The organism is Brevibacterium sp. K11IcPPYGO002, assembly GCF_050920635.1.
In the GTDB taxonomy this organism is placed as follows: Bacteria; Actinomycetota; Actinomycetes; order Actinomycetales; family Brevibacteriaceae; genus Brevibacterium.
This window is the reverse complement of record NZ_CP131929.1, coordinates 424,895-449,163: the sequence shown is the minus strand read 5'-3', so window position 1 is coordinate 449,163 and position 24,269 is coordinate 424,895. Positions and strand designations below refer to the sequence as shown.

General features: G+C 66.0%; 19 protein-coding genes. 8 read left to right on the top strand and 11 right to left on the bottom strand.

What is annotated here, in order from left to right; all coding sequences use genetic code 11:
• Nucleotides 1-10: 10 nt before the first annotated feature.
• Nucleotides 11-1,300: a methyltransferase domain-containing protein gene (locus QYM46_RS02050; RefSeq protein WP_432790625.1), complete on the top strand. Its 1,290-nt coding sequence runs from the start codon at nt 11-13 to the stop codon at nt 1,298-1,300.
• 177 nt (nt 1,301-1,477) lie between these two features.
• On the opposite strand, the gene trpS is transcribed toward QYM46_RS02050, so the two are convergent.
• Complete coding sequence (gene trpS / locus QYM46_RS02045; protein ID WP_432790623.1) at nt 1,478-2,518, bottom strand: tryptophan--tRNA ligase; 1,041 nt, start codon at nt 2,516-2,518, stop codon at nt 1,478-1,480.
• Nucleotides 2,519-2,911: 393 nt separating this feature from the next.
• On the opposite strand from trpS, the gene QYM46_RS02040 reads away from it, so the two are divergent.
• Complete coding sequence (locus QYM46_RS02040) at nt 2,912-3,292, top strand: VOC family protein (RefSeq protein WP_432790621.1); 381 nt, start codon at nt 2,912-2,914, stop codon at nt 3,290-3,292.
• Nucleotides 3,293-3,398: 106 nt separating this feature from the next.
• On the opposite strand, the gene QYM46_RS02035 is transcribed toward QYM46_RS02040, so the two are convergent.
• The 5 genes from QYM46_RS02035 to hutI form a co-directional block, all read right to left on the bottom strand.
• On the bottom strand, nt 3,399-4,142 hold the full coding sequence (locus QYM46_RS02035) for an IclR family transcriptional regulator (RefSeq protein ID WP_432790619.1): 744 nt from the start codon (nt 4,140-4,142) through the stop codon (nt 3,399-3,401).
• Between the two features lie 44 nt (nt 4,143-4,186).
• Nucleotides 4,187-5,632 carry a formimidoylglutamate deiminase gene (locus tag QYM46_RS02030; RefSeq protein WP_432790617.1) on the bottom strand — a complete coding sequence of 482 codons (1,446 nt, stop codon included), beginning with the start codon at nt 5,630-5,632 and terminating at the stop codon, nt 4,187-4,189.
• Entirely contained in the window at nt 5,629-6,897 is a 1,269-nt protein-coding gene (locus QYM46_RS02025; RefSeq protein ID WP_432790616.1) for an allantoate amidohydrolase, read from the bottom strand. The genes QYM46_RS02030 and QYM46_RS02025 overlap by 4 nt, the downstream gene beginning before the upstream one ends.
• A gap of 117 nt (nt 6,898-7,014) precedes the next feature.
• The gene (hutH, locus tag QYM46_RS02020) at nt 7,015-8,691 is read right to left on the bottom strand and encodes a histidine ammonia-lyase (protein WP_432790614.1); all 1,677 of its coding nucleotides are present in this window, start codon (nt 8,689-8,691) and stop codon (nt 7,015-7,017) included.
• Nucleotides 8,692-8,743: 52 nt separating this feature from the next.
• Nucleotides 8,744-10,012, bottom strand: a complete 1,269-nt coding sequence (hutI, locus tag QYM46_RS02015; RefSeq protein ID WP_432790612.1) for an imidazolonepropionase — start codon at nt 10,010-10,012, stop codon at nt 8,744-8,746.
• A gap of 200 nt (nt 10,013-10,212) precedes the next feature.
• Here hutI and QYM46_RS02010 point away from each other — a divergent pair, with 200 nt between their 5' ends.
• Nucleotides 10,213-11,103 carry an SDR family oxidoreductase gene (locus QYM46_RS02010; protein WP_432790611.1) on the top strand — a complete coding sequence of 297 codons (891 nt, stop codon included), beginning with the start codon at nt 10,213-10,215 and terminating at the stop codon, nt 11,101-11,103.
• A gap of 148 nt (nt 11,104-11,251) precedes the next feature.
• Here QYM46_RS02010 and hutU read toward each other — a convergent pair whose 3' ends face one another.
• Entirely contained in the window at nt 11,252-12,973 is a 1,722-nt protein-coding gene (gene hutU, locus QYM46_RS02005) for a urocanate hydratase (RefSeq protein WP_432790609.1), read from the bottom strand.
• Between the two features lie 381 nt (nt 12,974-13,354).
• Here hutU and QYM46_RS02000 point away from each other — a divergent pair, with 381 nt between their 5' ends.
• From QYM46_RS02000 to catA, 5 genes are read left to right on the top strand one after another with little or no spacing between them, the layout of a single operon-like run.
• Complete coding sequence (locus QYM46_RS02000) at nt 13,355-14,956, top strand: AAA family ATPase (protein WP_432790608.1); 1,602 nt, start codon at nt 13,355-13,357, stop codon at nt 14,954-14,956.
• Nucleotides 14,953-15,879 (top strand): LysR family transcriptional regulator, encoded by a 927-nt coding sequence (locus QYM46_RS01995; protein ID WP_432790607.1) that lies wholly within the window; start codon nt 14,953-14,955, stop codon nt 15,877-15,879. Before QYM46_RS02000 ends, QYM46_RS01995 begins: the two co-directional genes overlap by 4 nt.
• Nucleotides 15,876-16,976, top strand: a complete 1,101-nt coding sequence (locus QYM46_RS01990) for a mandelate racemase/muconate lactonizing enzyme family protein (protein ID WP_432790606.1) — start codon at nt 15,876-15,878, stop codon at nt 16,974-16,976. Before QYM46_RS01995 ends, QYM46_RS01990 begins: the two co-directional genes overlap by 4 nt.
• 50 nt (nt 16,977-17,026) lie before the next feature.
• Entirely contained in the window at nt 17,027-17,302 is a 276-nt protein-coding gene (catC, locus tag QYM46_RS01985; protein WP_432790604.1) for a muconolactone Delta-isomerase, read from the top strand.
• 39 nt (nt 17,303-17,341) lie between these two features.
• Complete coding sequence (gene catA / locus QYM46_RS01980) at nt 17,342-18,214, top strand: catechol 1,2-dioxygenase (protein ID WP_432790602.1); 873 nt, start codon at nt 17,342-17,344, stop codon at nt 18,212-18,214.
• Between the two features lie 170 nt (nt 18,215-18,384).
• Here catA and QYM46_RS01975 read toward each other — a convergent pair whose 3' ends face one another.
• The 4 genes from QYM46_RS01975 to benB form a co-directional block, all read right to left on the bottom strand.
• Nucleotides 18,385-21,093, bottom strand: coding sequence for a LuxR C-terminal-related transcriptional regulator (locus tag QYM46_RS01975; RefSeq protein ID WP_432791773.1), 2,709 nt, complete (start codon nt 21,091-21,093; stop codon nt 18,385-18,387).
• A gap of 80 nt (nt 21,094-21,173) precedes the next feature.
• Nucleotides 21,174-22,028, bottom strand: a complete 855-nt coding sequence (locus tag QYM46_RS01970; protein WP_432790600.1) for a 1,6-dihydroxycyclohexa-2,4-diene-1-carboxylate dehydrogenase — start codon at nt 22,026-22,028, stop codon at nt 21,174-21,176.
• Nucleotides 22,018-23,580 (bottom strand): benzoate 1,2-dioxygenase electron transfer component BenC, encoded by a 1,563-nt coding sequence (gene benC, locus QYM46_RS01965; protein ID WP_432790598.1) that lies wholly within the window; start codon nt 23,578-23,580, stop codon nt 22,018-22,020. Before benC ends, QYM46_RS01970 begins: the two co-directional genes overlap by 11 nt.
• A gap of 87 nt (nt 23,581-23,667) precedes the next feature.
• Nucleotides 23,668-24,201, bottom strand: coding sequence for a benzoate 1,2-dioxygenase small subunit (gene benB, locus QYM46_RS01960; protein ID WP_432790597.1), 534 nt, complete (start codon nt 24,199-24,201; stop codon nt 23,668-23,670).
• Nucleotides 24,202-24,269 lie beyond the last annotated feature (68 nt).

Here is a 24,269-nt window from a genome sequence, read left to right as displayed (position 1 = left end):
GAATAGGGGTATGACATCCCTGCCGCTCATCCCCGCCTCGGCGGTTTCCGGACGCCTGGAGTGCGGGTATTTCGAGCGTGGGGAATGCCGGTCCTGTGCGCTCATCGAGACTCCGTACGGGCAGCAGATCACGGACAAGGAGTCCTGGTGCCGGGAGATCCTCACCGAGGCGGCTCCGCGAGTGTGGCTGCCGACCTTCGCCGGCGGGGTGCGAGATTTCAGGAATCGGGCGAAGCTCGCCGTCGGCGGGTCGGCCGGACACGTGACCTTGGGCATCCTCGATCAGGAGTTCGACGGCGTCGATCTGCGTGACTGCGGGATCCAGACTCCGGCGATCCGTGCGGTGATCCCGGTGCTCGCGGAATTTCTCGATGCCACCGGGCTCGAGCCCTATGACGTCTCTGCTCGCCGTGGGGAGTTGAAGTTCGTCCATGTCACGGCGGCGCCGTCGGGTGAGCTGATGATCCGGTTCGTCGTCCGCACTCAGCATGGGCTCGACGTGCTGCGGTCGCGGAAGGATGCGTTCTTTGACCTCGTCCCGGACGCGTCCGTAGTGTCGGTGAATCTGCTGCCCGAACATAAGGCCGTGCTCGAAGGCAGCCGCGAAGAGATGCTCCGCGGTGAGTCGCTGCGGATGAACCTCGATCGGGTCGACCTGCTTCTGCGGCCGCAGAGCTTCTTCCAGACGAATACCGCTGTCGCCATCGGGCTCTACAACCAAGTGGCCGAGTGGGTGGACGCTGTTGACGCCTCGAACCTGTGGGACCTCTACTGTGGTGTCGGCGGGTTCGCGCTCTGCTGCGCTTCTCCCGCGCGTCGGGTCACCGGGGTCGAGGTGAGCGAGCAGGCGATCGAGTCGGCGAAGGTCAGCGCCGCAGAGCTCGGCATCGACGCTCGGTTCCTCGCCGGCGATGCCACGGAGTTCGCCGAGGCGAACCTGACGGGAACGTCCGCGGCGACCGACTCAGTCGATGTGACTGGCTCAGTCGATGTGACTGGCTCGGCCGCAGCGGCTGGGGCGGGCGACCCTGCCGGTGCAACGGAGCCGGCCGACCCAGCCGGCGTCGAACGACCGGACTGCGTGATCGTCAATCCGCCTCGGCGTGGGATCGGTGCACGGCTGTCGGCGGTGTTGGAGAACTCTGGCGTCGAGCACATTGTCTATTCGAGCTGCAATCCCGTGTCGCTGGCAAAGGATCTCGCGCGGATGCCCGCCTACGAGGTGGCCCAGGCGCGGATCTTCGACATGTTCCCGCACACGAAGCACCTCGAGGTCGCGGTCCTGCTCCAGCGGCGGTGAGCAACCCCCTGTCCGCGCCGACCGCTCGGGTTACCGCCGACCGCTCGCCGTGACTCAGCCTGCCCTCGCCCACCGCTCGACATACCGCCCAGCGCACGCCGCATAACTTGCTACAGCGACGGTAACTCGAGCGGTCGGCGAAGTCGGCGGTTTGGTCTGTTCGGCATACAGCAAGTTTCAATAGGCCATGCCCATAGCGGCACGGACGCCAGCAAGCGTCTCGTCTGCGATGGCATTTGCCCGCTCGTTTCCGTCCGCAAGTATTCGCTCAACAGCCGCAGGGTCCGCCTCAAGTTCTCGCCGGCGCGCCCGATGGACAGCGAGGTATTCATTCACCGCTTCTGCCGCTAAGGCTTTGAGCGCGCCCGCGCCCTTTTCTCCTACCTCCGAAGCTATGACTTCCGGCTCGGCGCCGGTGCAGACCGCAGTCGTCGCCAAGAGCGCAGAAATTCCCGGCCGCCCTTCAGGATCGTAGGTGATCTGTCGTTGAGAGTCTGTCTGAGTCCGACGAATGACGGCGGCAGTCTCATCAGCACTCATTCCCAACGAGATGGCGTTTCCATAGCTCTTCGACATCTTCCTTCCATCGAGTCCAGGAAGTTCGGGAGTCTGCGTCAGCATTGCTTCTGGTTCGCGAAAGACTGGGCCATATCGTTCGTTGAATCTACGCGCGATAGTGCGGGTGATCTCAACGTGCGGAAGGTTGTCCTTCCCCACCGGCACCAGATTGCCCTTGCAGTAGAGGATGTCCGCAGCTTGGTGAACTGGATAGGTCAGCAGCAGTCCGCTCAGGGGGCGTTCTGAGGCTGCAAGCTCTGACTTCACAGTTGGGTTGCGCCGAAGTTCACTGTCCGAGACAAGACTGAGGAAGGGCAGAAGGAGCTGGTTCAGGGCAGGTACGGCCGAATGAGTGAAGATCGTCGTCCGCTCAGGATCGATCCCAGCCGCGACGTAGTCCATGATCGCCTCGCGGACGTTGCTCTTCACATTCGCCGAGGTGTCCCTGTCCGTGATCACCTGATAGTCGGCAAGAACGACGAAGGTTTCGACTCCACGATTCTGCAGACTGACTCGCTCGAGGATCGAACCGAAGAGATGCCCGAGATGAAGTGGACCGGTCGGACGCTCGCCGGTGAGCATTCTGTACTTGTTCGGTTGTGTTTTAACCTCGCTGCGAAGCTGCGGCATCCGTGCGAGTGTGGCGGAGTAGGAATCCATGTGTGATCTCCCGTTTGTGCGGTGATGCGGTCAGAGGTGCACGGGTCGCACAGAAGGATCCACAGAAATTGCGGGCTGCCATGCAGCCCGCGGGTATGCGTCAGTCGGCTGCTGTGAGGAGCAGCCACCACCAGTTGAGTCCGGAATTGCGCATGCCCTCACCCTACCTCGTCTGCGGTCGGTGATCGGTTCGATGGCCCGAAACAATCCCACGCCATCGCTTCCCGCCACGCGCTATGCTGGAGCCGATGACCGGACAGGCTTACAGCCACTCACGGATCGGTGACCCGGTCCGAACATGAGCCCCACGGACCCCGAGTTCACAGCTCGCGGTCCACCCTTTCGATGCGCCCTCAGCATCCGCGAATCCAGCCATCGAAAGGAAACTTCATCATGTCAGCAACCTTCAACCACACCATCGTCGCCGCGGCAGACCCAGCCGCCTCGGCGCAGTTCTATGTCGATGTCCTCGAGGCCGAACACACCGAGTCCTGGGGGCCATTCGCCAACATCATGCTCGACGGCGGGGTCATGCTCCAGTTCGCCACTCCCCCGCCGGGATATGACATTGTTCCCGTGCACATGGCCTTCCTCTGCACGGGCGACCACTTCGACCGAGCCGTTGACATGATCAAACAGCGCGGTCTCGATTTCTGGGCTGATCCGCAGCGCACTCGCCATCAGGAGACGAACACTGAGCACGGCGGCCGCGGAGTGTATTTCCTCGACCCGTCGGGAATGTATCTCGAGCTCATCACCCGCCCATACCTCTGATCGCTCCCGACGCTCACCGACCGCTCACGTTACCGCCCACCGCTCACCGCATAACTCGGTACAGCGACGGCAACGTGAGCGGTCAGCGACAACGGGCAGAACACCCTCACCGCAGCTTGGCGGTCACCTCGGCGGCGGCAGCCTTGACCCGATCGACGATTGAATCGGTGTCCTCGGGCAGGGTCTCGGTGACGAACGAGAGGCCGATGGCCGCGATCGGGCGACCCAAGACATCGAAGACCGGTGCCGCGAGCGTCGAGATTCCCGGCGTGACTTCGCCATGTTCGATCGCGCTTCCGGTCCGTCGCTCCTGGGCGAGCACGGCATTGAGCGCCTTCACCGAGGTCGGTCCCTTGCCCGTGCGCGTGACGAACTCGGTCTCGGACTGCAGCATCGCCAGCACCTCGGATTTCGGCAGTTGAGCGAGGATCGCCCGCCCGGTCGCCGTGAGATAGCTGGGCATGCGCACCCCGGTGGCAGTGATGACCGCGACGGATTTGAGTGACTGCTCCTTGAGCACGTACTCCGTCTCCCACCCGCGGATGACGGCCAGCTGCGCGGTCGTGGCGGTATCCTCGGCGAGCTGACGGACGATCGGCTGCGCCAACCGCTGCAGCGGGTTCGTCCGCAGATAGGACGCCCCGAGCTCGTGCACACCGGCTCCGAGCACATATCCGGATTCGGTGCGTGCCACGAGGCCGAGCTCCTCGAGCACCGCGAGGATGTCATAGGCGCTCGACCGCGGGATCTCGAGCGACCTGACCAGGGCACCGGCCGTGATCGATCGGTTCGACGAGGCCATATGCCGCAGGATCGCGATCGCCCGCCGCAGCGCCGGAACTTCAGCCACGACTGCCTCCCTTCCCCGAACGCACGATGTCCTCAGCCACGGACTCAGCCCTCCATCTCCAAGACCGCGAAGGCCTGCGCGTAGAGTTCGGCGATATCGCCGAGTTCGGTGTGCACTCCGTCGCGCACGCGGACATGGCCACCGGTGACGGTCAGATGCACATCGCTCGCGCTGGCCGTGAGGATGATCTGCTCGTCCAGTGATCCCATGGTGCGCATGCTGTCGGTGCGCACAGCCACGAAGTCGCACGCCTTCCCGACCTCGAGCGCACCGACCGGAAGGTCGAGACTGCGTGCCCCGCCTTCGGTGAGTGCGGTGATGAGTTCAGCCGGAGAGAACCGTCCGCGTTGCCCTGACCGCAGCCGCTCCCCCGCCTCGAGCCCCTGGGTCTCCCGCAGGGCGTCGAGGACGACGTGCTGGTCGGAGCCGAGGGAGATCACGGCTCCGGCGTCGTCGAGTTCACGGGCCGGGCCGATGCCGTCGGCGAGGTCCGCCTCGGTGCACGGGCACATGACGATGGTCGAGCCCGATCCGCCGAGGAGCGCGATGTCCTCATCACTCAAGTGAGTGGCGTGGACGGCCGAGAGCCGGTCGTCGACGACGCCCGAGCGGGCGAGCACTTCGGTCGGGCTGGCCCCGTACGCGGCCTGCGAAGCGTCGTTTTCGGCCGGCTGTTCGGACAGGTGCACGTGCACGGGCCCGGACAGTTCAGTGAACCGCTGCAGATTCGCGGCCGGGACCGCGCGGATCGAATGGATCGCCGCACCCACGTGCACGAAGCTCTCACCTGGGGCGTTGACGGGGAATTCGTCGGCGAAGGTGTCGATCAGGCCCGCGTGCCGGTCCATGTAGCCGTCGATCGTGCCGTCGCCGAACCGGGCCTGTTCGGCCGAGAGTTCGGAGTCGATGGCACCGGTGAGGTAGCAGGTGTCGAGCAGTCGGATGCGGATCCCCGCCGAGGTGGCCGCCCGTGCCAGCGCCCGTTCCATCGCGTGGGCGCGCAGTTCGTCGTCGTTCGCGTCCCCGCGGGGACGTTCGGTGTGAACGTCCGCCTCGGCGACCGGATCCGCCGCGTCCCCGCGGGGACGATTCGTGCCGTAGGGCGTTCCGTCCTGTGCGTGGTGGACGTAGTGGAACTCCCCCACCGAGGTGTAGCCGCCGGCAAGCATCTCGGCGAACACGGCGCGGGCCACGGTCTCGTAGGACTGGGGGTCGAGTTTCGCTGCGACGGAGTACATGACTTCGCGCCAGGTCCAGAAGGTGCCGCCGTCGCCGTGGGTGCGGCCGCGCAGCATCCGGTGGAAGGCGTGCGAGTGTGCGTTGACTCCGCCGGGCAGGATGAACCCGTGCACCGCCTCGGCGTCGGAGGGTGCGGTGTCGATCCCGGTCTCGACGGCAGTGAGCGTTCCGGTGTCGTCGGCGCTCAGCAGGACTCCGTGGGCGACGGCTCCGTCGACCCAGGCGGATTCGCACCAGTAGCGGGTGCTCATCGTGCACCTCCTGCCGACGGACCTCCGGTGCTGGCCTCGGCCAGGGCAGCTTCGATGCCGAGTTCGCGGGCGAGCACTTTGACGAGTGCGTCGACTCCGGCCCTCTGGTCGTCGACCTCGCAGGCCTCTTCGGGAGCGTGGGAGACTCCGGTCGGGTTGCGGACATAGAGCATCGCCGACGGCACATGGGGCGCGAGGATTCCGGCGTCGTGTCCGGCGCCCGAGGGCAGCAGCGGTGCGTCCGGCAGCACCGAGGTCAGGCGCGAGTTGAGGTCGGCGGTGAAGTGAGTCGTCGGCGAGTAGGACTCCTGCGAGATGGTCACCTCGACCCCGGAATCGGCGCCGTGGTCCTGCGCGCGACGGCTGATCGCTTCGAGCACCTGTTTGACGACGGCGTCGTCGGGGTGGCGGATGTCGAGCCAGAAGCTCATGGACGAGGCGATGACGTTCGTTCCGCCCGGATGGATGAGGGTGCGGCCCACAGTCGCCACGGCACTCGCGTCAGTGGCGGCCGCTAGGGTCGGGATATCCCCGATCACACGGGAGGCCGCGACCACCGGGTCGGCGCGATGGCTCATCGGAGTAGTGCCGGCATGGTTGCCCTGACCGGAGAAGGCGAAGTGCCAGCGCCCGTGGCCGATGATCGAGGAGCCGATGGCGACGGCCTGATCGGTGTTGATCAGACCGATGCCCTGTTCGACATGGAGTTCGATGAAGGTACCGATACCGGCCAGCCGAGACTGGTCACGCCCGACCCGTGCAGGGTCGAGGCCATAGCCACGGGCGACGTCGGCGAAGGTGTCACCGGCGGCGTCCTTGAGCCCGAGTGCCCGGTCTGCCTCGATGGCACCGGTGAGCAGCCGCGAGCCGAGGCAGGCGACGCCGAAACGTGATCCCTCTTCTTCGGGGAACACGGCCAGGGCGAAGGGCCGGGTGGACTGGTCGAGTGCACCGGAGGCCTTGAGCACGTCGAAGGCCGCCAGCGCCGAGGCGACGCCGAGGGGGCCGTCGAACTCGCCTCCGCCGGGGACGGAGTCGAGATGGGAACCGGTGACGACGGCGTTCGCACCCTGCGGGGTGGCCCAGGCCCATGTGATGCCGTTGGCGTCGATTTCCGTGTCGAGGCCGCGGCGGTCCGCCTCGGCGAGGAACCACTCGCGCAGCTCCCGTTCGGTGGCCGAGAATCCGGGCCGCTGGTAGCCGGGACCGCGGGTGTCGCGGCCGGTGTCCTCGATCTGGCTCAGCAGCGAGACGACATCGCTCATTAACAGTTCACTCCGTTCGAAATCGGTCGGGGCCGGTGATGTGTCGGTCCCGTGGTCGGCCGGCCTGGCGTCAGAGGACCGATGGTCGGGCCGGTCGGCGACCTGCCCGACCCTGTATCAGTCTTCGTGCGTCGTGGCTGCGTCTGTGCCCGAAGCCTCGGCGGCGGCTTCGAGGTTGCCCAGCGCCGTGAACTCGGGATCGTTGACGGCCGGTCCGCCGTCTGCCGGCTGCCAGGTTCCGGCAGCGGCGGTGACGGTGTGGGTCAGCGGCGTGACCGACTCGGCGGCGGCGACCAAGGAGCCGTCCTTGACCTTCGCGATGGTCTCGGCGAGTTCGGGCGAGAGGAACCGGTCGGGGCCGGGTCCGGGGACGGTCTCGCGGATCGCCGCGATCACGGCTCCGGTCACCGGCGCCGGTGCGGCGTCACGCATATCGCAGGCGCGGGAGGCGGCGTAGAGTTCGATGCCGATGACGGAGGCGAGGTTGTCGACGACCTTGCGCAGCTTGCGTGCGGCCGACCAGCCCATGGACACATGGTCTTCCTGCATCGCCGAGGACGGGATCGAGTCGACCGAGGCCGGGGTCGCGCCTCGTTTGGCCTCGGAGACCATGGCCGCCTGCGTGTAGTGGGCGATCATCAGGCCGGAGTCGACGCCGGCGTCATCGGCGAGGAACGGGGTGAGGTTCTGGTTGCGGGCGACATCCATCATCCGGTCGGTGCGGCGTTCGGACATCGAGGCGACGTCGGCGGCGACGATGGCGAGGAAGTCCAAGGCATGGGCCAGGGGTGCGCCGTGGAAGTTGCCGTTTGACGACACCATCCCATTGGTGAGTACGACGGGGTTGTCGATGGCGGCGCGCAGTTCGCGTTCGGCGACCTGGGTGGCGAAGGCGACGGCGTCGCGGGCGGCGCCGTTGACCTGCGGGGCGCAGCGCATCGAGTACGCGTCCTGGACGAGGTGGGTGGAGTCGCGGTGGCTGGCCGTGATGCCGGAGTCGGCGAGCGCGGCGAGCATGTTCGCCGCCGAGGCGGCCTGACCGTCGTGCGGACGCAGCGCGTAATGGAGCTCGGGGGCGAAGACGGCGTCGGTGCCGAAGAGTCCTTCGATGCTCATGGCCGCGGACACATCGACGGCGGTGAGCAGGTTCTCCAGGTCGGTCAGCGCCATGATGAGCATGCCCAGCATGCCGTCGGTGCCGTTGACGAGGGCGAGGCCCTCCTTCTCGGCCAGGGTGACCGGGGTGATTCCGGCCTTCGCGAGGATCTCATCGGCGGGCCCGGCCACACCGTCGGGTCCTTCGGCCACTCCTTCACCCATGACGACGAGGGCGCATGCCGACAGTGGTGCGAGGTCTCCGGAGCAGCCGAGTGATCCGTACTCGTGGACGACCGGGGTGATACCGGCGTTGAGCAGATCGACATAGGTCTGGAGGACTTCGGCGCGGACGCCGGCGCGCCCCGTGGCCAGGGTGCGGGCGCGCAGCAGCATGAGCGCCCGCACGACCTCGCGTTCGACGGGTTCGCCGACGCCGGCGGCGTGGGAGCGGATGAGGGATTTCTGCAGCTGGGTGCGCAGCTCGGCGGGGATGTGGCGCTGGGCGAGCGCCCCGAATCCGGTGGAGACTCCGTAGACGGGCTTCTCGGCCTGGGCGAGGGCGTCGATGGCCTCGCGGTACTTGTTCACCCGGGCCAGGGTGGCCTCGGACAGGGAGACCTTCGCGTCGTGGCGGGCAACGTCGACCACCTCGGCGAAGGTGAGCGTGTCGGGGTCGAGATCGATGGATGTGGTCATGAAGAGCCTTTCTGTGAGTGCGTCAGTGTGAAGTCTGAGTCGTGGATGAAGTTCAGCCGCGGGGCCGGTTGTCGACGATGAGCTCACCGCCGGAATAGACGCGTTCGACCAGCTGGACACCGGGCCGGTAGGCCAGGTGGCGATAGCTGGGGGCGTCGAGGATGGTCAGATCGGCGCGGGCTCCCACACCGAGGTGGCCGACGTCGGTGCGCTGCAGGGCGTTGGCTCCTCCGGCGGTCGCTGCCCACACCGCCTGTTCGACGGTGAAGTGCATGTCGCGGACGCCGATGGCGATGACGAAAGGCATGCTGTTGGAGAACCCGGAGCCAGGATTGCAGTCGGTGGCGATCGCCAGCGACACCCCGGCATCGACGTAGCGGCGAGCGTCGGGGTAGGGCTGGCGGGTGGAGAATTCGATGCTCGGCAGCAGGGTGACGACGGTGCCCGCCTCGGCGAGGACGGCGAGGTCCTCATCGGAGGCGAAGGTGGCGTGGTCGACGGACACGCAGCCGAGTTCCGCGCCGAGTTTGAGCGCCCCGCCCTCGGTGAGCTGGTTGGCGTGCAACCGTGGTTTCATGCCGGCGGACTTGCCGGCTTCGATGATCCGCCGCGTCTGATCCTCGGTGAAGGCACCGGTTTCGCAGAACACGTCGATCCACTTCGCCTTGCCGGTCGCCGCCGGGATGATCTCGTCGATGACGAGGTCGACGTAGCGTTCCGGCTCGTCCTTGAACTCCGGCGGGACGACGTGCGCGGCGATGAGGGTCGATTCCTCGGTGTGCCGGTTGATGATGTCGAGGGCCTGGATCTCGTCGGCCACGGTCAGTCCGTACCCGGATTTGATCTCGAACGTCGTCGTTCCCTGCCGCTTCGCCTGGTCGAGCAGGTGGACGAGGTTGGCTTCGAGTTCGGCTTCGCTGGCGGCGCGGGTGGCGGCCACGGTGGTGGCGATGCCCCCGGCCGAGTATTTCTGCCCGGCCATGCGAGCCGCGAATTCCTCTGACCGGTCACCGGCGAAGATGAGGTGGTTGTGGCTGTCGACGAAGCCGGGGATGACGGCTTTGCCGCCGAGATCGATCGTGTCGAGTCCGCTGAGGTCATTCGCCGAGGTGACTTCCCCGTTGGCGATGTCATCGTCGTTGAGGCTGCGTCCCCCATCACCGAAGTGGCTCCCTGCTGCCGTGTCCGCCTCAGCGGACGATCCCGACCAGATGATCCGACCGTCATCGATGAGCAGTGCGGCATCGGTGATGACGCCCAGCTCGCCGAGCGTGTCGAGGTCGTTGACGACGAGTTCGCTGATGCCGGTGATGAGCTGCATGGCGAGTCGGGCCTTTCCGATCGAGAATGATTCCCTCTCAGTATGGACCGCACGATGGCGGGGCAGAACCTCTCCTGCAGATATTCGTCCGATATTTCGGACAGTCGGCAGAGGCGGCAGTCTGGGCACGCGGGCGAGCGACGGGTAGCCTGGCGACCTATCCACCTCGATCATCGAACCAGGGACAAAGGAGACGGACGATGAGCACTGCCAGCATCCTCGGCGAGGGAGAACCCGGACGTTCACTGGCCGGACGAACGATTCTCATGAGCGGCGGCAGCCGTGGAATCGGTCTGGCGATCGCGCTGCGTGCCGCCCGCGACGGGGCGAACGTCGCGCTGCTGGCGAAGACCGCGGAACCGCATCCGAAGCTCGAAGGCACGATCTATACGGCCGCCGAGCAGATCGAGGCGGCCGGCGGCAGGGCCCTGCCGATCATCGGTGATGTCCGCAGCGACGACTCCGTGGCGGACTCGGTCGCGAAGACCGTCGAGACATTCGGTGGGATCGACATCGTCGTCAACAACGCCAGCGCCATCGACCTGTCCCCGGTCGAGGACCTGCCGATGAAGAAGTTCGATCTCATGAACTCGATCAACTCACGCGGCTCCTATCTCTTGGCCACGACCGCGCTGCCGCATCTGAAGGCCTCGGACGCCGCGCACGTCCTCACGCTCTCGCCCCCGCTCAACCTCAACCCCGTGTGGGCGGGCAGGCACCTGGGCTACACGATGGCGAAGTACGGGATGTCGCTGGTCACGCTCGGACTGGCCGAAGAGCAGCGCGAAGCCGGAGTCGCGGCGAACAGCCTGTGGCCGAGGACGACGATCGCCACGGCCGCTGTGAACAACCTCCTCGGCGGCGAGCAGCTCATGGCACGCAGCCGCAAGCCCGAGATCATGGCCGAGGCGGCGTGGGCGATCCTCACCTCGGATCCGCGCAAGGTCACCGGCAATTTCTTCATCGACGACGAGGTGCTGCAGGCTCAGGGCGACACAGACCTCTCCGTCTACGCGCATGATCCGTCGCGGTCGGGTTCGGTCGGCCACGGCCCCGACGACCTCGAACTCGACCTCTTCCTCGACGAGTAGAGGCGCGGCTCTCAAGGCTCCAGCGGCGCAGCCGACTGCTCGCGATCGGCGACTCTCCGCGATCGGGGAGTCGCCGCGGCACACAAAAAGTCGAGCAGCACAGTTTTGAAACTGTGCTGCTCGACTTTTTGTGTGCTATTCAGCGCCCTTACTGCGCGGCGGATTCCTCGTCGCGCTTGTCCAGCTCCGGGATCATCGGCACGCGCTGACCGCGCTCCTCGGCCACTTCGGAGGCGCGGTCGTAGCCGGCGTCGACGTGGCGAATGACGCCCATGCCCGGGTCGTTCGTGAGCAAGCGTGCCAGTTTCTTCGCGGCCAGCTCGGTGCCGTCGGCCACGGAGACCTGTCCGGCGTGGATGGAGCGGCCGATGCCGACGCCGCCGCCATGGTGGATGGAGACCCAGGTGGCACCCGAGGAGGTGTTGACCAGGGCGTTGAGCAGCGGCCAGTCGGCCACGGCGTCCGTGCCATCACACATCGATTCGGTCTCGCGGTAGGGGCTGGCGACGGAACCGGAATCGAGGTGGTCACGGCCGATGACGATCGGGGCCGAGATCTTGCCTTCGGCGACGAGCTGGTTGAACAGCAGACCGGCCTGGTGGCGTTCCTTGTAGCCGAGCCAGCAGATGCGTGCCGGCAGGCCTTCGAACTCGACGTATTCGTTGGCCGCGTCGAGCCACGTGTGGAGGTGTTCGTTGTCAGGGAAGAGTTCCTTGAGAGCCTTGTCGGTGACCTCGATGTCCTTCGGGTCGCCGGACAGTGCGACCCAGCGGAAGGGTCCGAGGCCTTCGCAGAAGAGGGGGCGGATATAGGCGGGGACGAAGCCGGGGAATTCGAAGGCACGGTCGTAGCCGGCCTTGCGGGCTTCGTCGCGGATCGAGTTGCCATAGTCGAAGACCTCGGCACCACGGTCCTGGAATTCGACCATGGCCTTCACGTGCTTGGCCATGGACTCCTCCGCACGGATGGTGAACTTCTCCGCATCCTGCTCGGCCTCTTCGTGCCAGTCGTCGACGCTCACGCCCACCGGCAGGTAGGACAGCGGGTCGTGGGCCGAGGTCTGATCGGTGACGATGTCGACCTCGGCAGCTTCGGGGCGGTCGAGGATGAGCGGGAGGATCTCCGCGGCGTTGCCGACGAGCCCGACCGACAGAGCCTGCTTGTTCTTCTTCGCTTCGATGACCTTGGCCAGTGCGGTGTCGAGGTCGGTTTCGACCTCGTCGAGGTAGCGCTTGCCCTTGCGGCGGTCGAGGCGGGTCTTGTCGACGTCGATGATGAGGCAGGCGCCGCCGTTGAGGGTCACGGACAGCGGCTGGGCTCCGCCCATTCCGCCGCAGCCGGCGGTGATAGTCAGGGTTCCGGCGAGGGTACCGTCGAAGCGCTTGCGGGCGATGGCGCCGAAGGTCTCGTAGGTGCCCTGGAGGATGCCCTGGGTGGCGATGTAGATCCAGGAGCCGGCCGTCATCTGGCCGTACATCATCAGGCCTTCGGCCTCGAGTTCGCGGAAGTGCTCCCAGTTGGCCCAGTCTCCGACGAGGTTGGAGTTCGCGATGAGAACACGTGGGGCCCATTCGTGGGTGCGCATGACGCCGACGGGCTTGCCGGACTGGATGAGCAGGGTCTCGTCATCCTCGAGGTCGTCGAGGGTCCGCACGATCGCATCGTAGGCTTCCCAGGAGCGGGCGGCGCGACCGGTGCCGCCGTAGACGACGAGGTCTTCGGGGCGTTCGGCGACTTCGGGGTCGAGGTTGTTCATGAGCATCCGCTTGGGCGCTTCGGTCTGCCACGACTTCGCGGTGATCTCGGTTCCGCGGTCGGCGCGGATGACGCGGGACGGATCGTGCTGGGTGAACGACGGCTTGGTGGTCATGGGATTCTCCTTGTCGCTGTGTCCGACGAGGCGGATGCTTGGCTGCCGCTTCGCCGTCGCGCCGAGGTGTGGTCTCCCCTGCGCTGTCGGCTCTGACTACACCATCCATTCTGTCGGCTGAACCAGATTGCGGAAGTGGCCCGAATCAAGTTCCGTCCGACATTTCGGACACAGACGTAATCAATCACATCTAACCGCTCCCCCGCCCCTCTCCATCGCAGAACCCATTCCCACCTCGATTCATTACACCTACTTCTTAATCGAGACGTTTTCGATCCTTTAAATCAAGATGGGAACCGCATAAGGTCATGGGCAATACCTCGACCCGGACCATCTGTCCCCACGATCACGAATCGCCCGCATCCCGAAAGAGGAACAACGATGTTCATTGCTCCCACCGCCGTCGTCGCCGCCACCGAGTCAGACGCCCTGCTCACGACTCGCACCCGGGCACAGAACTGGCGGTCGAAGGACATCGGCATCCCGGACCGCGAGCTCACCGACGCGGCACTGGAGGATCTCGCCAGGCGGGCGAACATCCTCGGCGAGGAATCCTTCGAACGCACCGTCGCCGCCGTGCGTTCCAGCCGCAGCGGCGATTGCCCGATCATCCCGGACATCGCCTCGGCCGCCGAGGTGTTCCGTGAATTCCTCCGTGCCGCCCGCATCGACGGCTGGCTCTATCTGCGCGAATCCGACGGATATGTCCACCCGTACCTCGTCGTGAGCATCGACGTCGAGCACGGTGACAAGACGCGCGGGCCGCGCGTGAAGGTCACGCTCGAAGCCGACAACCCCACGGTAAAACGCCCCTCTCGGGCACCCCGGATCCTCTACTTCGAGGAGACCGAGGTGGTCGGCAAGACCCCGGAAGAAGCGCTCACCGCGGCAGGAGCCTTCCGCGAATCCCCCGAACTCAAAGACGAATACGCCCGACGCCGCGCGGATTTCAAGGAGATCATCGATCACGGATTCGGCCGCCAGTACCTATTCACCGGACGCGCCATCCGCACCGATGACCACCGTGCGGCCAACCGGCGCAGCGGCCGCAAGGTCGTCAACGACGTCGCCCCCGACGAGATCGCCGGTCTGCGCGGAGTCAGCACCTCGGTGCTCTTCGACGCCGGTGATTACGGACCGATCCCCGTTCTCACCGCAGTGCGCGTCTTCGATCTCGCTGCTCAGGACTATCTCGACGTCAACACCGGAGACCTGCGCGCCTACGAATACGACCCCACTCTCCAGGACAAACTCGTCCTACCGCCCGACCAGCGGGAGCTGCTGACCATCCTGACCACCGACATCGAGGTCTTCACCGGCGACATCATCGAAGGCAAGTCCGCCGGAAACGTCATCCTCGCCAAGGGTCGCCCCGGAGTCGGCAAGACCCTGACCGCGGAAGTCTACGCCGAGGTCATCGGCAAACCCCTGTACTCCATCCACTCCGGGTCGCTGGGCATCACGCCCGAGGCCGTGCGGAAGAACCTCGAGATCATCTTCGACCGCGCGAAGCGCTGGAACGCGGTGCTGCTGCTCGACGAGGCCGACGTCTTCGTCCTCGAACGCGGATTCGACCTCACACAGAACGCCATCGTCGCGGAGTTCCTCCGCACCCTCGAATACTTCGACGGGCTCCTGTTCCTCACCACCAACCGCACGAACGGCGTCGACGAAGCGATCCTGGCCCGTTGCGCCGCCGTCATCGACTACCAGGCCCCGTCCGCAGACGATGCGCGTCAGATCTGGCAGATCATGGCCGCCGGCAACGAGGTGGAACTCGGCGACGAACTCCTCGACCGACTCGTCACAGAGTTCCCCGACATCACCGCCCGCGACATCAAGATGGTCTTGCGCCTGGCCCTGCGCATCTCCGTCCACCGCGGCGAGCGCCTCGACCTCGACGACTTCGCCCATGCCGCACACTTTCGGGGAATCCGCATGGCCAGTGCCGCGGAGGCGACCGAGCTGGTCGGTGCGCGATGAAACTCGAGACCCGCCAGTTGGAGTACTTCACGATGGTCGCACGCGAACGGCACTTCGGGCGGGCCGCGGAACGCCTCAAGCTCGCGCAGCCGTATCTGTCGCAGCAGATCCGCAAGCTGGAAAGGCAGTTGGGAACCACTCTGCTCAACCGCACCACCCGCTCCGTGTCGCTCACCGATGCCGGGGCCCACCTGCTCGACGAGGCAGATCGCGTGCTCGCCCATCTCGACGCCCTCGGCAAGGAAGTCCAACTCATCGGCGCGGGACTCACCGGGCCGCTGCGTCTGGGCTTCACCGGTTCGACGACCTACGGCATCATGCCGCAGGTCGTCAGGCGCACGGCCAGTGCCGCCCCGAAGCTGCAGCTCAACGTCAGCGGAGAGATGGTCACTCCCCGCCTCGTCGACCGTCTGCTCGACCGCAGCATCGACATCGCTCTGCTGCGCGGAGGCACCCAGGCGAAGGGGATCAGCATCAGCGTCATCGGCAGCGAACCCTCCATCCTCGCGGTTCCCTCGGATTCGCTGCTCGATGTTCCCGGATCGATCACCGCGGCAGAACTCGGTGAGCACGCCCTCGTGGGATATCCCGGGAAATCGACGATGTCGGAGATGACCGCAGAATTCCTCGGTCGCGCCGGCTCCCGCCCCGACTACTCCGTCCGGGCTTCCGAGACCTCGACGCTGATGTCGCTCGTCGCCGCCGGTCTCGGTGCAGCGGTCGTCCCCCACACCGCCACCGCGCTCGGCATCCCCGGAGTCCGCTTCCGCAACATCGACGAGGCCCCGCGCACCGACCTGACCGTCGTCTGGCGCTCAGACGAAGAGACCCGCACCATCGTCCGGATGATCGAGATCATCACCGAAGTCGTCACTGAGAACATCGACGACCCCACCGCCGAGGAGAAGGAGCAGCCAGCGTGAAGATCACTGGCGTCGAAGCCGTCCCGTATCGCATTCCCATGCGCAAGCCGCTCAGGTTCGCCAGCGGCGAGGTCCACCACATCGAACACGTGCTGCTGCGGATCGCAACCGATGAGGGCCTCGTCGGCTGCGCCGACATCCCACCGCGCCCCTACACCTACGGCGAGACGAAAGAATCCGTCATCGGCATCGTCAACGGGGTGTTCTCGACCGCTCTGATCGGCGCCGATCCGTTCGACCGCTCCCTCATCCATTCCCGGCTGCACCGCACGATCGGCAACCAGACAGCCAAGGGCGGAGTCGACATCGCCTTGTGGGACCTCATCGGCAAGGCGCTGAACACACCCGTGCACCGCCTCCTCGGCGGGTTCGCCGATTCGCTCGAGGTCTCCCATATGCTCGGATTCGCCCCCACCGAGGCGGTCGTCGAGGAAGCGCAGAGATTCACCGAGACGTACGGAGTCCGATCGTTCAAGATCAAGGTCGGCCGACGTCCGGTCTCTCTCGACATCGACCTCGTCGCCGCTCTCAGAGAGCAGCTCGGGCCCGATGCGCTGCTCTATCTCGACGCCAACCGCGGGTGGACCGCCACCGAAGCTGCGCAGGTGCTCGAGGCCACGGCCGGACTCGACCTGCGATTCTTCGAAGAACCCGACGACGCCGACGAGATCCTCGGACGACGCCGCCTCGTCGCCTCCTCGCCCATCCCCATCGTCGCCGACGAATCGGCACCGAACCTCGGCGCCGCGGCCCGTGAGATCCATACGGGCGGCGCCAGCGCACTGTCGATCAAGACCGCACGGACCGGGTTCACCGAATCCCAGAAGATCCTGTCCTTTGCCGAGGCTCTCGGCCTCGACGTCCTCATGGGAAATCAGATCGACACTCAGCTCGGCAGCACGGCGACGGTGACCTTCGGAGCGGCCTTCGAACATTCCTCACGGTGGCCCGCCGAACTCTCGAACTTCCTCGACATGGCAGACGATCTGATCGCCGAACCGATCGAGATCACCGACGGACGCGTCCACGTTCCGACCGTGCCTGGTGTCGGCACGCTCATCGACGAGGACAAGCTCGCCCGCTACCGCATCGACTGACACCCCGAACCCACCGACCACCCACCATCCCCGACCTCGAAGGAGAGAACATGCTCTACCTCGTCAGAATGGACGTCGCTCTGCCCCAGGACCTGTCGGCAGACGACACCGCCGAACTGTTGGCTCGTGAGAAGAACTATTCGCAGGAGATCCAACGCGACGGACGGTGGAAGGAGATCTGGCGAGTCGCCGGCGAATACGCGAACTACTCGGTCTTCGACGTCGCCGATCACGACGAACTCCACACCATCCTCAGCGGGCTGCCGCTCTTCCCCCATATGAAGATCGCCGTCACCCCGCTGGCCACTCACCCGTCCCATATCTGAGACCGGAACCGATCCGGCACTGTATCAAAGGAGAGACACATGTCAGAGAACAGCTTCACCGCCGAAGTCGACGCCAAGGCCGCCGATTCCGGTGCCAACGCCTCCGCCCAGTTCCGTGAGCGTCAGGCTCGCGCCGCCTCCGGCGGAGTCGTCGACCACGAGCGGGTCAGCCTGCTGGCTGGAAAGGCGATCAAGGGGCTCAACGACCTCATCATCGAAGAGCAGGTCAGCTACGAGGAGTACAACGCACTGAAGGCGTGGCTGATCAAAGTCGGCGAGGACGGCGAATGGCCGCTGTTCCTCGACGTCTGGCTCGAACACTCCGTCGAGGAAGTCGCCAACGAAGACCGTGAGGGTTCGAAGGGCACCATCGAAGGCCCCTACTACGTCACGGACTCCCCCGAATTCCCATGGAACGGCACGATCCCGATGCGACCCGACGAACCGGGCACCCCGTTCGTCTTCAAAGGCCAGGTCACGTCCGTCAGCGGAGAGCCGCTGCCAGGTGCCAAGCTCGAACTCTGGCATGCCGACAACTTCGGCTTCTACTCCCAGTTCGCACCCGGGCTGCCGGAGTGGAACCTGCGAGGCACCTTCGTGGCGAATGAAGCCGGTGAATACGAGATCCACACGATCCGTCCGGCGCCCTACCAGATCCCCACCGAGGGCGCCTGCGGTCAGCTCATCGAGGCCGCCGGTTGGCACGCCTGGCGTCCGGCTCACATGCACTTCAAGGTGCATGCGCCCGACCACCAGCTCATCACCTCGCAGCTGTACTTCCCCGGTGATCCGCACAACGACGATGACATCGCTTCGGCCGTCAAACCCGAACTGATGCTCGATCCCCAGCCCAACCCGGACGCTGAGGGCGAAATGGTCACCTACAACTTCGTCCTCGACCCCCAGCGCTGATCCTCAGCAGGGACACGGTCCGCGCCGGATGAGGTGCAGGTCCGAACTGAGCGCCTCGGCCGCAACGAACCCATCGTTGCGGCCGAGGCGCTCAGGTCGTCATGAGAGCAGAGACGACCACGCGTGGACGGAGATCCTCCGCTGTCCGCACGCTCCCGCAACCGCCGGGCTCACACCTCGGGGATTCCGTCGCCGAGGTGGACCGCCGCCAACTCCGTGCGTGACCTGATCCCGAACTTCTCGTAGATATGCGTGAGGTGGTACTGCACCGTCTTCTCCGCGATGAAGAGTCGGCGTGAGACCTCGGCATTCGTCATCCCCTGGACGACGAGATCGGCCACGGACATCTCCTGCGGCGTCAGGATGACGGAGTCGATATTCTCCGGTCCAGCAGGGCTCCCGTCAGTGTCGGGGCTGCCCCGCCACGCCATTCCGGTCGCACGCAGCTCCCGATCACAACGCCGCAGATGGGCTTCGGCACCCACCCCTTCATAGAACTCCCGCGCCCGGACCAGACTCTCGACGGCGTCCCGACGACGGTTGGCTCTTCTCAGCATCTGGCCGCGGCTGAACAGCACCTTCGCCACGGTCGTGTCGTTCTGTCCGTCCATGAGAATCGTCAGCGCGGCGTCGAATCCGCGCTCCGCCTCGGCGAGGTCACCGGCGTCCTGTGCCGCCCTGGCCTTCGCGGCTTCGGCGCACCCACGCAGATAGGCACCCGATGTCGCGGTATGAGCGTGGAAGCTGTCGGCGATCTCGGCGGCCTGCTCGCTCAGTCCCACGGCGATGAGCGCGTCGACGATCTCCCAGCCCCACGGCCAGAAGGAGCTGCGCGAGTCCGACCACCGGTCGACGTCGAGCAGGGGTCGCAGCGCAGCGGCTCGACCGTCGTGGTCTCCTCTGAGATCGGCGGCGACCGAGCGGGCCAGTCGGGCCGGCACCTGCATCGCCAGATAGTCGCTGAGGATGGCGCCGTGTCCGGTCCGGCTCATCACTTCGTCGACGGGACGTCCCCGCCAGAGCCTGATCTCGGCCGCGGTCCACTGCAGCAGCTGAGCGAGCAGCGGAATGTTCGCGTCATCGCAGATGCGCAGCCCGGCCTCGGCCGTCTGCAGCGCGTCGTCCCATTCGCCGAGGAGGTACTGGACTCGCGCCAGCCACCCATAGGCCCACAGCGAGATCCGCAGCGAACCGCGCTCCCGGTGGGTCGGCGCCGCGGCTTCGAAGTCGCGGACGGCTCTGCGGTGGTCGCCGGCGAGCATCGCCACCCACCCTGCGCACAGACGCAGTCGCTGCTCCTGTGCCCCGCGGAGTCGTTGCGCGGCCATGGTTCGCAGCTCGGCATCGGCTTCGGCGAGGAGCCCCTGCGCGGCGAAGCCGAGTCCGCGGACCACTCTGGATTCGACATAAGCGGGTTCGCTCGGATCACTCAGTGCGATCGCGCGGCTGGTCCACGCGCAGATCTCGGGTCCGTCCCAGCGCACGAGGGAGTCCAACGTCCGGCGCAGAGCGATCTGGGCATTGAGTTCGTCACCGACGGCTCCGGCGTTCTCGGCACGAGCGAGCAGATCGTCTGCCAGTGCGGCCTGCCCTCGATGGGTGGCGATATTGGCCAGCACGGTATCGCGCAGCACCGACGGCGCGATGCTCTTTCCGATCTCGACCCACGGCAGGACTTCTGCCACTCGTCCCGCACTGGCGAGCGCATCGATGCCGGCCAGGAGCTCATGGTCGCGATCGGCAGAGGCCGGGAGGACTCTCGCAGCCCCGAAATGCAGCTGTGCCGCATCCTCCCAGCGTCCCTCCCGCTCAGCATCGACGGCAGTGGTGATGAGACGCAGGGCCAGCTCGGGATCGAGTCCCAATGAAGCCGCTGAGAGGTGGAAGAGCTTCTCCTCTTCGGACGGGGCGGTCTCGGCGGCCCGCCGGCGGAGGAACCGCCGTGTCGACGGCGCCATCGTCTCGAGGATCACTGTGGCCGCAGTCGGGTGGCAGAGCCGCAGGGTGATCCTGCCCGCCGAGTCGTGTTCTCGGTAGACGCCGTGGGCCACGCCGAGGTCGATCGTCCCTTCGATGTCGTCGACTCCGGCGACGTCCATCACCCGTTTGAGGTCCTGCGGTCGGCGCAGGATCGCCAGTGCGGAGGCGACATCCTCGACTTCGGTGGAACCGGTGCACTCGATCCGGCCCAGGACCTCGCGGATGACTGCCGGCGGCAGCGGCAGCTGGCCCGGGTCGGCCGGCCATCGGCCCGGGGGCAGCAGAGCCAGGATCTCTTCGGCGGCACGCAGTCGGCCGCCGCTCTGGGCGACCAGGGCGGCGGCGCCATGCTCTCCGATGTTGTGGAATCCGCGACCGGCGGCCAGTTCGATGGCATCGTCGGTGCCGAAGTCGCAGATCTCGATCCGGGCCGACTGGGAATCCCTCGCCATCCGCTGGAAGTCGGGGTCCAGCGAGCCTGTCGATGCCGGGTCGAGACAGATGAGAAGCAGGGTGCGAGTGTCACGCAGGCGCCGCCCGATCTGGCTGAGCACCTGCAGGCTCTCGGGATCGGCGAAGCCGATGTCGTCGAGGACGATGATGCGCTCAGCTGCTGCCGCCACGGTCGTCGATGCAGCCGTGTCACCGCGCAGCAGCTCGATGAGGGCATCGGCCACCTGCAGCTGCACAGCGGTGGGGCAGTCGTGGCCGTCCGGCAGGAACTCGGACGCGTCACGCAGCTGTCCGAGCAGAGCGAACGGGACCCCGCGACTCCAGTGCGTGCCGACGAGGACTTCGCAGCTCTGCCCGGCTGCGTCCTGCAGGGCACGGACGACACCGGACTTGCCCGCACCGGACGGCCCTTCCAGAACGACGGTCCTCCCACCCGTGTCCGCCAGCGACTTCCACAGGTCGACGACGGCGCGGAGGGCTCGTGCCGGACCGGGCAGCAGTGGAAACGCGGCTGACCCTGCTCCGTCTATCCCTGATCACCTCCGCCGACCGGCAGCACCGAGCCGTTGATGTACGAGGCGGCATCGGAGGCGAGGAAGACGATCGGCCAGGCCTGCTCTCTCAAGGTGCCGTAGCGACCGAACAGACTCGATTCCGTCGTCTGTTCGACGACCTGGCGGAACCATCCTCGCTCTTGATCGGTTTCGGCGCCCGGGCCGCGCGGGATCCGCCGCTCGGGTGCTTCGGTGCCTCCCGGTGCCGTCGCGACCACACGCACTCCCGCCTCGGCGGCCTCCATGGCCAGTGATGCAGTGAGCGCATTGACCCCGCCTTTGGCAGCCGAATACGGGACGCGATTGACTCCGCGGGTGGCGATCGATGACACGTTGACTATGGTACCCGCGCCGCGGGTCTTCATCCCCGGCAGGACGGCACGGCACATCCACAGCGTCGGGAACAGGGAGCGGCGGATCTCCGCTTCGATCTTCTCCGGTTCGTAGTGCTCGTAGGGCTTGGCCCAGATGGTGCCTCCGACGGCGTTGATGCAGACGTCCGGCAGCCGCAGCGCCTCGGTGCCCGCGGCCACCACGTGCTCCGCGCCCGTCCAGGTCTCAAGGTCACCCAGCACCGTCGCCGAGGCGAGTCGGCGTCCGCGTGCAGCCGCGATCTCCTTCGCTTCGGTCTCCGTCTCGGACACGAGATCGGATCGGTCGGCGAGGATGAGATCGGCTCCATGGGCGGCGGCGAGCAGCGCCGTCTCCCGGCCGATGCCCTGGGCGGCCCCGGTGATGAGCACGAGCTTGCCGGTGAGCAGCCCCTGGTCGTCGACCCGTGTCTGCGCCGTCTGCGGTACAGGCGTCTCGGCCGGCTCAGGAGGCATGCGGCACCACCTTGCACATCGTCGCGCGAGTGTGCTCGCTGTGCGAACGCAGAACTCGACGCGCCGCCTCGATGTCGTTGTTCTCGAACGCCGCAACGAGGTCGTAGTGCTCGGCGTCGACTTCAGGGGCGATCCAACCGCCGTTCTTCAGCGCCTCGACGATCTGGCTCTGCACCTCCAGCCGACGAAAGCTCTCGAGGAAAGCAGGATTGTCGGAAAGGATGAAGAGGTATTCGTGGAATTCTTCGTTGAGTTTGCCGAACTCCTCCGCGTCGAGGATCTCTTCGCCCTTGAGCGCCGTCGAGACGTTCTCTGCCAAACGTCGGAACTGTTCGAGCTGTTTGTCTGTCAGCCGCCCCATGAGCAGCTCGGTCACCGCCAGTTCGAGACCCGTGCGTGCCTCAAGATGGGCCATCGAGTCCTGGCGGGTGAAGGAGAGCCGGCCGGTCTGCATCGATGACACCGCATCACCGGCGCTGATCGTATCGCCTGATTCCTCGATTGCCTCTCGGCTGACCGGAGCACCCGACTCGTCGTCATCGGTCGACCCCTTGGGGGCGAACCTCTCGTAATAGAAGTTCGCCGGGGTGATGCCCTCGTCGCTGAGCCAGGAGGAGACTGCATCGACCATCGGCGGCGGACCGCAGAGGTAGATGTCGACATCGCCGCCGGCGAGGTGCTCCTCCTCGATGTACTGCGTGACGTAGCCCTTCTTCTCCGCCGTGCTCTCCGGCGAGGACACGCAGAAACTGTAGCTGAGAGTGCCCATTTTCTCGACGTAGTCATCGAGGAGGTCGAGACCGACGAGGTCGGTGTCATTGGTGACTCCGTAGATGAGGTGGATAGGCTGATCCGTGCCGTCGTCGGCGAGCTTCTCCAGGATGGACAGGATCGGGGCCAGGCCGGTTCCGCCCGCCAGCATCAGCATCCGACGCTTCGGGGGACGAAGGAAGAAGGTCCCGAACGGACCGGTCATCGTCAGCTTGTCACCGATGGCTGCGCGTTCGGTGAGGAAGGTCGACATCGCCCCGCCCGGGGTGTTGCGGACCATGAATGAGGTGTTCTCGATCTTCGGACCGGAGCTGAAGGAGTAAGACCGGGCCTGGTCGGTGCCGGGAACCTGGAGGTTCATGTACTGGCCGGGCAGGTAGGCGAGGTCGTCCCGGTTCTCCACTGCCAGCGTGAAGCTCACTGTCGAGTCCGCGTGGAACTCCAGGTCGACGATCTCGGCGTCGAAGTCTGAGGCCGAGGTCTTCGCCACGTCCGAGGTCGTGGGGACGTCGATCGTCATGTCCGTCTCGGGGGTCGCCTGGCAGGTCAGCACATAACCCGCGTCGAGCTCGTCTTCGGTCATCGCATCGTCGATGAAGTCGCCGGGGTCGAACTCTCCGGAGGTGCAGAACGATTTGCAGGTTCCGCACGCTCCGTCACGGCAGTCCGAGGGCAGGTTGATCCGCGCCTTGAACGCGGCCTCCATCACCGTTTCGAACTGATTGACCTTGATGATCTTGGTGACGCCGTCTTCGAAGCTGATCGCTACGTCGTTGCTCATTGTCTTCTCCTAAGTCTCCGCTGCGCATCCTCGGGCAGGTGGGGCTGCGCGTCCTCGGGCAGGTGGGTCATCGGTCGGTGCCGGGTGTCAGATCATGTAGATGTCGATGATCTGGTGCACCGTGTCGTTCTTGAGGATGACCTTCTTGTCGCGGATCACCGGGGCCCGGCCCGACAGATCGAGGGTGTAGAGACTGTGGCCGTAATAGGTCAATGTGCTCTGATAGCGGTAGTAATGGGTGGTCCAGCTGAACCGGACCTCGACCTGGTCGCCGTCCCGGGACAGGAATTCGATTCCGCCGAGGTTGTGCTCTGTGCGGGGTTCGGGCAGCGAGGTCGCCGCCGAACGGTCGGTCCGAATCCGGAAGACTCGGTCCTCCAGTCCGCTGCGATCCGGGTACCAGATCAGAGAGATCTCGTTCTGCGGGTCACTCGTCAGGGTGTCGTCGACGTCCCAGGCGGGCATCCAGAAGGAGGCTTCCGGGTGATAGCACTCCAGCCATTCTTCGAACTGCCACTCGTCGAGCAGCCGCGCTTCGCGGTAGAGGAACTGGCGGATCACCTCGGCGGTCTCCACATCGACGACGAGAGCGGAGGAGGTCTCCTGTGCGGTCAGGGTCATGATCGGGTCGGTCCTTTCGGGGTCTGTGCTGCGCGTGCGCGGATGTATTCCGGGGTTGCGCGGGTCTG